Here is a 7,356-nt window from a genome sequence, read left to right on the forward strand (position 1 = left end):
GTTCAGCGGTGGGCGGAAGGCCAGGCGCCCCGGCGCCGGTGCCGCCGGGCGGCACCGGGCGCACCCTTTCGACCGGCACCGGCTTCGTCGTCGCCCCGGGCCGGGCGCTGACGAACCACCACGTGATCGAGGATTGCCGCGGCGTGCGCGGTCGCAACGCGGTTGGCGCCGATCTCGCCGTGCGCGTCGTCGCCTCGGACCGCGACCGCGACCTGGCGCTGCTGGAGGTGCCGGAGAACGCAGGCCCGCCGCTCCGCTTCCGGCGTGACGGCAATGTGCGCCGCGGCGAGGGCGTGGTGACCTACGGCTTCCCGCTCGCCGGCATCCTGTCCTCCGGCCCCACGCTGACGACGGGCGAGATCTCGGCGCTGGCAGGGCTGGCCGACAACCAGCGGCAGTTCCAGATCAGCGCGCCGGTGCAGCCCGGCAATTCGGGCGGCCCGCTGCTCGACATGGGCGGCAACGTGGTGGGCGTGATCGTGTCCAAGCTGAACGCACAGCGCGTGGCGCAGCGCACCGGCGACATCCCGCAGAACGTGAACTTCGCGGTGAAGGGGACCGAGGCGCTCGACTTCCTCCGCCGCAACCGCGTCGAGCCCGCGCTGGCCGATCGCGGCCAGGCGCGCGCCGCCGACGAGGTGGGCGAGATCGCCCACCCCTCGGTGCTGTTCCTGAGGTGCCTGGGCTGACGCTGGACAGCCCCGCGCCCCGCACTCATCCTCCCGCGGTCGGCAAGAGAGGTGTGGTGATGCTGCGTCGGTTGTTCGTCCTCCTGGCCGCGCTCGCGCCGTGGTCCGCCCAGGCGCAGGGCTGGCAGCCGACGCGCCCCATCGAGATCGTCGTCCCCTTCACCGCCGGCTCGCTCGCCGACCGCAACATGCGCGCCGCCGCGCCGCTGCTCTCGCGCGACCTCGGCGTGCCGGTCGCGGTGCAGAACGTCCCCGGCGCGACCGGCTACAACCGCATCTTCCGCGCCGCGCCCGACGGTCACACCCTCGGCGCCGGCGACCCTGTGGCGCAGATGGGCCTCGCGCTGGTGCAGCCGCAGCCCTTCGACGTGCTGCGCCTGACCTGGCTCGGCCACTGGTCATCCGGCGTGCAGACGCTGGTGGCCTCGTCGCGCGGCCGCGTGCAGTCGCTCGAGCAGTTGCGCGGCCTGCGCCAGCCGGTGCGCTGCGGCACCTTCGGCGGCATTTCGACCGGCGCGATGCAATGCGCGCTGCTCGGCCGCGCGCTTGGGTTCAACGTGGCCTTCGTATCGGTCCAGGGCCCGCCGGAGCTGGTACTGGCGGCGGTGCGCGGCGACGTGGACCTCGCCTCGCTCGGCCCGACGCTCTGGACCGACCACATCGCGGCCGGCGCGGTGCGACCGCTGCTGTCCTGGGATGCGCGCCGCGACGACCGCCTGCCGGAGGTGCCGTCGCTCTCCGACGTGAATCTCCAGAGCTTCTCCGACGTCACGGTGATCCGCGGCGTCGCGGCGCCGCCCGAGCTGCCGGCGGCGATCCGCGACCGGCTGATCGCGGCGCTGAACAACGTGACGCGGCAGCCGGAATGGGAGGCCTTCGTGGCGCAGGCGCGGCTCGAGCGCGACTGGGTCTTCTCGGCCGACTACCCGCAGACGCTGCAGCGCGCGCAGCAGTTGCTGAACGACAATGCCGCCGTCCTGCGGAGCGCGTTCTGACCCCGGTGTCGGGTGGTGCGCCCACCCTCCTGCTCCCCGGCTGGCGGGCGCGGATCGGGGTGATCAGCCCGACGGTGCTGGAGCGCATCCCGCTCGACTTCCAGCGCATCGCACCGGAGGGCGCGATGCTGTGCGGCGTCACCTGCGGCATGGGCGGCTGGGCGGCGAACCAGTACGGCCAGGCGCTGTCGCAGGTGAAGGAGGCGGCGCGCTACCTCGCCGCGCGCAAGGTGGATTTCCTGCTGCACGTCGCCTCGCCCATCGTGGTGGCGCAGGGCCCGGGCTACGACCGCGTGCTGCTCGCCGAGCTCGCCGAGGCCACGGGCGGCATCCCCTGCACCACCACCATCCGTGCCGCGCTCGACGCCTTCGCGCTGCTCGGCGCGAAGCGGATCCTCGCGGTAACGCCCTTCCACGAGGTGCTGAACGGGCAGCTTCGCACCTTCGTGGAGGCGGAGGGCTTCGCCTTCTCGCGCCTCGTCTCGGTGCCTGCCTCCTTCGACTTCCTGCAGGACGTGCCGCCCGACGCGCTGTTCCGCGCCGCGCTGGCGGCCGCGGCGGAGGAGCCGGACTTCGACTGCGTCTGGATCCCCTCGGGCCAGCTGCCGGCGGTGGAGGTCGTGCTGCCGCTCGAGGCGCGCCTCGGGAAGCCGGTCGTGGCGCAGAACCATGCGGATTTCCTCGCCGCCTTCCGCGCGCTCGGCGTGACAGGGATGGCGCGCGGGCACGGCATGCTGCTCGACATGCTTCCGGCCTGATGGAGCAGCTTGCCGCCCAGCTCGCGCAGGGGCTCGCCCAGGCGCTGACCTGGGACGCGCTGCTCTTCATGGTCTTCGGCACCCTGGTCGGCTACGTCTTCGGCATCCTGCCCGGGCTGCAATCGGTCACCGCGATGTCGGTGTTCCTGCCGCTCACCTATTGGTGGACGCCGGTGCAGGCGATGTACTTCTTCGCCGGCATCATCGGCGCGGCGGGGAATGGCGGCGCGGTGACCGCCATCGTGCTCAACCTGCCCGGCACCGCGCAGAACGCCGCGACGACGCTCGAGGGCTACCCGCTGACGCGGCAGGGGCGCGCCGTCTTCGCGCTCAACCTCTCGGCCGCCGCAAGCTGGCTCGGCGCCGTCTTCGGCGTCGTCGTGCTGATCGCGCTGGTGCCGGTCTTCCTGCCCTTCCTGCTCGCCTTCGGGCCTGCCGAGACCTTCTGGATCGCCGTCTTCGGGCTGGTGACGATGGTGCTCGCCGTGTCGAACTCGCCGGCCAAGGGGCTGGTCGCCATTGCCATCGGGGTCACGCTGGCGATCGTCGGGCTCGGCGGGCCGCGCCTGCCGGTGCCGCGCTTCACCTTCGAGACAAGCTACCTGCTCGACGGGCTCGAGATCGTCGTGATCGTCATCGGCTTCCTCGTCGTCTCGGAATGCATGCTGCAGGTCGCCGCCGTCTGGGCGCGCGGAGCCGAGGCGGCGCGTGTCACCAATGCCGGAATCGGCCTGCCGCGCGACTGGCGCGCCCAGGCGATCGAGGGCTGGCGCGCGCCCTTCCGCCACAAGGGGATCTTCCTGCGCTCCTCGGCGCTCGGCACCGCGGTCGGCGCGCTGCCGGGGGTCGGCGGGACAGTGGCGCAGTTCCTGTCCTACAACCTCGCCGTCGCCACCACGAAAGACAGCACGAAGATCGGCAAGGGCGCCGAGGACGCGCTGGTAGCGACCGAGGCTGCGACGAATTCGAAGGAAGGCGGCGCGCTGTTCCCGACGCTGCTCTTCGGCATCCCGGGCAATGCCGAGATGGCGCTGGTGCTCGCCGCCTGGCAGATCCACGGGCTGGAGCCGGGGCCGAGCTTCATGTCGGCGCATGGCGCGCTCGCCTGGGCGCTGGTCTTCGGCCTGCTTTTCTCAAACTTCGTCGCCTCTGTCGGCACGGCGGCGGCCAGCCCCTGGCTCGCGCGGCTGCCGGGCTTCGACATGGGCATCCTCGCCCCCATCGTGCTCGTCGCCGCGCTGATGTCGGCCTATACGGTGCGCAGCAATGCGCTCGACCTCGGCCTGCTGGCGCTGATCGGGCTGCTCGGCGCCTTCTTCCGGCTCTACGGCTATTCGGTGATCGGCGTCGTGATCGGCTTCGTGCTGGGCGACGTCATCGAGCGCAACTTCTACACCGCGCTGCAATCCTCGCTCGGCGACTACGGGGTCTTCGTCGGCTCGCCGGTCGCGGCGGGGCTGGCGCTGGCGACCCTCGTCGCAGCGCTGTTCTGCGGGCTGAAGGTGGTGCGTGCGAAGCGTGACGTGGCGGAGCAGGCCGCCTTCTCGCCGGGTGCTGCGGTCTTCGCGGCGCTGCTGCTCGCCGGCCTCGCCGCGCTGCTCTGGCAGACGCTCGCGCCGGGCTGGCGGGGCGGGGCGGTGGCCCAGGGCGTGCTCGGCCTCGCCGTCGCGCTGCAGGCGCTGGTGCTGGCGACGACGCTGCGCGGGCTGACCCGCGAGGGCGTGCCGGAGGCGACGGCGACGGTGAAGCTCGGGCTGCTGCTGGCGGCGGCGTTGGCTGTCGCCTTCTATGCGGGCTTCGTCGCCGGCATGGCCGCCTTACTGCTCGCCTTCTGGCTGGGCGTGCATCGCATGCCGCCCGGCCGCGCGCTGGTGCTGGCGACGATCTTCGCGGTCGCGCTGCCCATCGGCTTCGCCTGGCTTGTCGAGAGCCCGCTCTGGCGCGGCGTGGTGCCCGAAGTCGTGCCGGGGATACTCGGCGGCGACGTCGCGCCGGCGCTCTGAGCCCGCCTACCCGTCGAGGTTGGTCGCCGTCCGCGGCCGGGCGGCGGCGTTCCAGGCGCGGCGGATCGCCTCGCTGACGCCGACCGGGTCGGGCACGCCGCGCAGCACATGCTGCTCGTCCGTGCGCCCCTCCATGCTCTTGATGACCACGTCGCCGATGCCGAGCATGCGGTGCCAGAGCGCCTGCTTCGAGACGACGTCGCGGATGCGGAACACCTCGATGTCGTCGCGCGTCTTGGTCCAGAAGCCCTGCTCGATCGTCACCCGCTCGTTCGTCACCGCGATGCGCTGGCGGCCCAGGAAGGGCAGGCCGAGCAGCAGGAGCGCCACCGTCCCGCGCACCAGCCCGTAGGAACGCTTGGTCTCCCGCGTCTCGAGCAGGGTGGTCTCGCCGGGCCGCGCTGCGCCCTGGGCCTGGGTGGTCGATTCGCTCATCATCCGCTCCGACAACGGCGGCTAGATGCCCATGCCGTCAGGGCGCCGCAAGCCAGTCGCGGAGCAGCGCCGTGACGGCCTCCGGCGCCTCCATCGGCGGCAGGTGGCCGACGGCCGGGATGCGGGCCAGACGCGCGCCGGGGATCAGGGCGGCCATCTCCTCGGCGAGTGCCGGCGGGGTCAGCGCGTCGGCCTCCCCCACCGCGACGAGCGTGGGCACGGCGAAGCGCGGCAGGTCCGGGCGGCTGTCGGGGCGGGCCATGATGGCGCGCTGCTGGCGATGGAAGGCGGGGCGGCCGACACGCTCGGCCATCGCCATCACCTCCGCGCCGAGGCGCGGGATGCTGTCGGGGTGCAGCAACTGCGGCAGCAACCGGGGCGTCACGCCGCGGAACATGCCCGACTCCGACAGCGCCAGCAGCGCGCGCCGCCGGCGCGTCTGCTCCGGCGTGTCGGGCCGTGCGGAGGTGTCCATCAGCGCAAGCCGCGCCACGCGGCCGGGCGCGCGGCGCATGATCTCCATCGCGACATAGCCGCCCATGGACAGGCCGCAGACCGCGAGCGGCCCTTCCGGCACGGCGCGGAGCGCCCGCTCCGCCATCGCGCCCACGGACTCGTCATGGGTGAGGTCAGCGACCTGGCAGCGCACCGCCCCGCCGAGCGCCGCGGCCTGGTCGCGCCAGAGCCGCGCGTCGCAGAGCAGGCCAGGCAGGAAGAGCAGCGTCGGGGCGGACATGGCGGCACTAGACCGGGCAGCCTGGGCTTCGTCCAGGCTGCCCGGGTCTGGTTGCTCGGGCCGGCGATCGCGGGCTGATGTCCGCCGCGCCGGGCCGGGCACGCCTTCGCGCTTGATTTGCGGGCGTCTTCGGCGCATATGCGCGGGGTTCCTTCAGGCTTCGCAGTCGCAGTCGTTGCGCGGGCGGGGCCTTCCTGCCGCCCCGTCCCGTGGGAGTGCATCCCCCGGGGTCCGGCGGCCCCAAGGCCAGACGCCGTCAGAGACACCGCATTGACCGACCAGAGCGACGCGACCGCCCCGCGCGCGGCCGAAACCGGGCCAGACACAGCCGCCATCCCCGAGACCGAGGCCCAGACCGCCCCGCCCGCGGGCGACCAGCCGGTCGCCGCCGAGCACGAGGCCGACCTGCCCGCCGCAGCGGCCAGCGAGGCGGACGACGACGACGAGGAAGCGGACGAGGGGATCGAAGCCGAGTCCGACGAGGACGAGATCGGCCCGACGGAGGAGGACGAAGCCCTCGCCGAGGAAGCCGCAAAGGTCACCTTCGCCGATCTCGGCCTGTCCGAGCCGATCCTCCGCGCGGTGGCCGAGGCTGGCTATCTCTACCCGACGCCGATCCAGGAACAGGCGATCCCCATCGTGCTGATGGGCCGCGACGTGATGGGCGTGGCGCAGACCGGCACCGGCAAGACCGCCGGCTTCACCCTGCCGATGCTCGACATCCTGGCCGGCAGCCGCGCCAAGGCGCGCATGCCGCGCAGCCTGATCCTGGAGCCGACGCGCGAACTGGCGCTGCAGGTCGCCGAGCAGTTCGTGAAGTACGGCAAGCATCTCGGCCTGAACCACGCGCTGCTGATCGGCGGCGAGAGCATGAACGACCAGCGCGACGTGCTCGAGAAGGGCGTGGACGTGCTGATCGCCACGCCGGGCCGGCTGCTCGACCTGTTCGACCGCGGCCGCATCCTGCTGGCTGACTGCAAGGTCCTCGTCATCGACGAGGCCGACCGGATGCTCGACATGGGCTTCATCCCGGATGTCGAGCGGATCGTGTCCTTCCTGCCGAAGCTGCGGCAGACCCTGTTCTTCTCGGCGACCATGGCGCCCGAGATCCGGCGCCTGGCCGACCAGTTCCTGCAGAACCCGAAGGAGATCAGCGTCTCCCGCCCCGCCACGGTGGCGACGACGATCACCACCGGCCTGCTCTGGGTGCGCGAGCACGACAAGCGCGAGGCGCTGCGGCGCCTGCTGCGGAAGGAAGCGGTGCAGAACGCGCTGATCTTCTGCAACCGCAAGATCGACGTGAACATCCTCTACAAGTCGCTCAACAAGCACGGCTTCTCGGTCGGCGAGCTGCATGGCGACATGGACCAGTCGGCGCGCTTCGCGACGCTGAACCGCTTCAAGGCGGGCGACATCAAGCTGCTGGTCTGTTCGGACGTCGCGGCGCGCGGGCTCGACATCGGCGGGCTGAGCCACGTGTTCAACTTCGACGTGCCCTTCCATGCCGAGGACTACGTGCACCGCATCGGCCGGACCGGCCGCGCCGGGCGCGAGGGCCATGCCTACACGCTCTCGACGCCGGAGGATGCGAAGTCGCTCGCCGCGATCGAGAAGCTGACCGGCACGCCGATCCCGCGCATGGAGATCGAGGGGCTGGACCCCGTGACGGCCGAGGAGATCGCGGAGGGCGCCAAGGCGCGCCGCGGCCGCGGCGGCCGGCCGATGGGGCACGACCGGAAG

7 protein-coding genes are annotated in these 7,356 nt (G+C 72.5%); 5 read left to right on the top strand and 2 right to left on the bottom strand.

Going from position 1 to position 7,356, the window contains the following annotated elements; all coding sequences use genetic code 11:
• The 4 genes from L2I40_RS15175 to L2I40_RS15190 all read left to right on the top strand — a co-directional run.
• On the top strand, positions 1-689 hold a 689-nt coding region (locus L2I40_RS15175), incomplete at its 5' end, for a S1C family serine protease (protein ID WP_237216045.1).
• Between the two features lie 59 nt (positions 690-748).
• A complete protein-coding gene (locus L2I40_RS15180) occupies positions 749-1,684 on the top strand; it encodes a Bug family tripartite tricarboxylate transporter substrate binding protein (RefSeq protein ID WP_237216046.1) in 936 nt (311 codons plus the stop codon).
• A gap of 59 nt (positions 1,685-1,743) precedes the next feature.
• Positions 1,744-2,442: an aspartate racemase/maleate isomerase family protein gene (locus L2I40_RS15185; RefSeq protein ID WP_237216047.1), complete on the top strand. Its 699-nt coding sequence runs from the start codon at positions 1,744-1,746 to the stop codon at positions 2,440-2,442.
• Positions 2,442-4,445: a tripartite tricarboxylate transporter permease gene (locus tag L2I40_RS15190; protein ID WP_237216048.1), complete on the top strand. Its 2,004-nt coding sequence runs from the start codon at positions 2,442-2,444 to the stop codon at positions 4,443-4,445. The genes L2I40_RS15185 and L2I40_RS15190 overlap by 1 nt, the downstream gene beginning before the upstream one ends.
• Positions 4,446-4,451: 6 nt before the next feature.
• Here L2I40_RS15190 and L2I40_RS15195 read toward each other — a convergent pair whose 3' ends face one another.
• Together L2I40_RS15195 and L2I40_RS15200 are read right to left on the bottom strand one after the other, a co-directional pair.
• Positions 4,452-4,880 carry a PH domain-containing protein gene (locus L2I40_RS15195; protein ID WP_237216049.1) on the bottom strand — a complete coding sequence of 143 codons (429 nt, stop codon included), beginning with the start codon at positions 4,878-4,880 and terminating at the stop codon, positions 4,452-4,454.
• A 37-nt stretch (positions 4,881-4,917) separates the two neighbouring features.
• A complete protein-coding gene (locus L2I40_RS15200; RefSeq protein ID WP_237216050.1) occupies positions 4,918-5,616 on the bottom strand; it encodes an alpha/beta fold hydrolase in 699 nt (232 codons plus the stop codon).
• A 270-nt stretch (positions 5,617-5,886) separates the two neighbouring features.
• On the opposite strand from L2I40_RS15200, the gene L2I40_RS15205 reads away from it, so the two are divergent.
• Positions 5,887-7,356 (top strand): DEAD/DEAH box helicase (locus tag L2I40_RS15205; protein ID WP_372491066.1); only part of this gene is annotated, 1,470 nt, incomplete at its 3' end.

This window comes from Falsiroseomonas oryziterrae, assembly GCF_021864505.1.
In the GTDB taxonomy this organism is placed as follows: domain Bacteria; phylum Pseudomonadota; class Alphaproteobacteria; order Acetobacterales; family Acetobacteraceae; genus Falsiroseomonas; species Falsiroseomonas oryziterrae.

Bases quoted from the DNA above. Each gene is read 5' to 3' on its own strand.
- L2I40_RS15180 (WP_237216046.1), top strand. From the start codon at position 749: ATGCTGCGTCGGTTGTTCGTCCTCCTGGCCGCGCTCGCGCCGTGGTCC.
- L2I40_RS15190 (WP_237216048.1), top strand. From the start codon at position 2,442: ATGGAGCAGCTTGCCGCCCAGCTCGCGCAGGGGCTCGCCCAGGCGCTG.
- L2I40_RS15195 (WP_237216049.1), bottom strand. From the start codon at position 4,880: ATGAGCGAATCGACCACCCAGGCCCAGGGCGCAGCGCGGCCCGGCGAG.
- L2I40_RS15200 (WP_237216050.1), bottom strand. From the start codon at position 5,616: ATGTCCGCCCCGACGCTGCTCTTCCTGCCTGGCCTGCTCTGCGACGCG.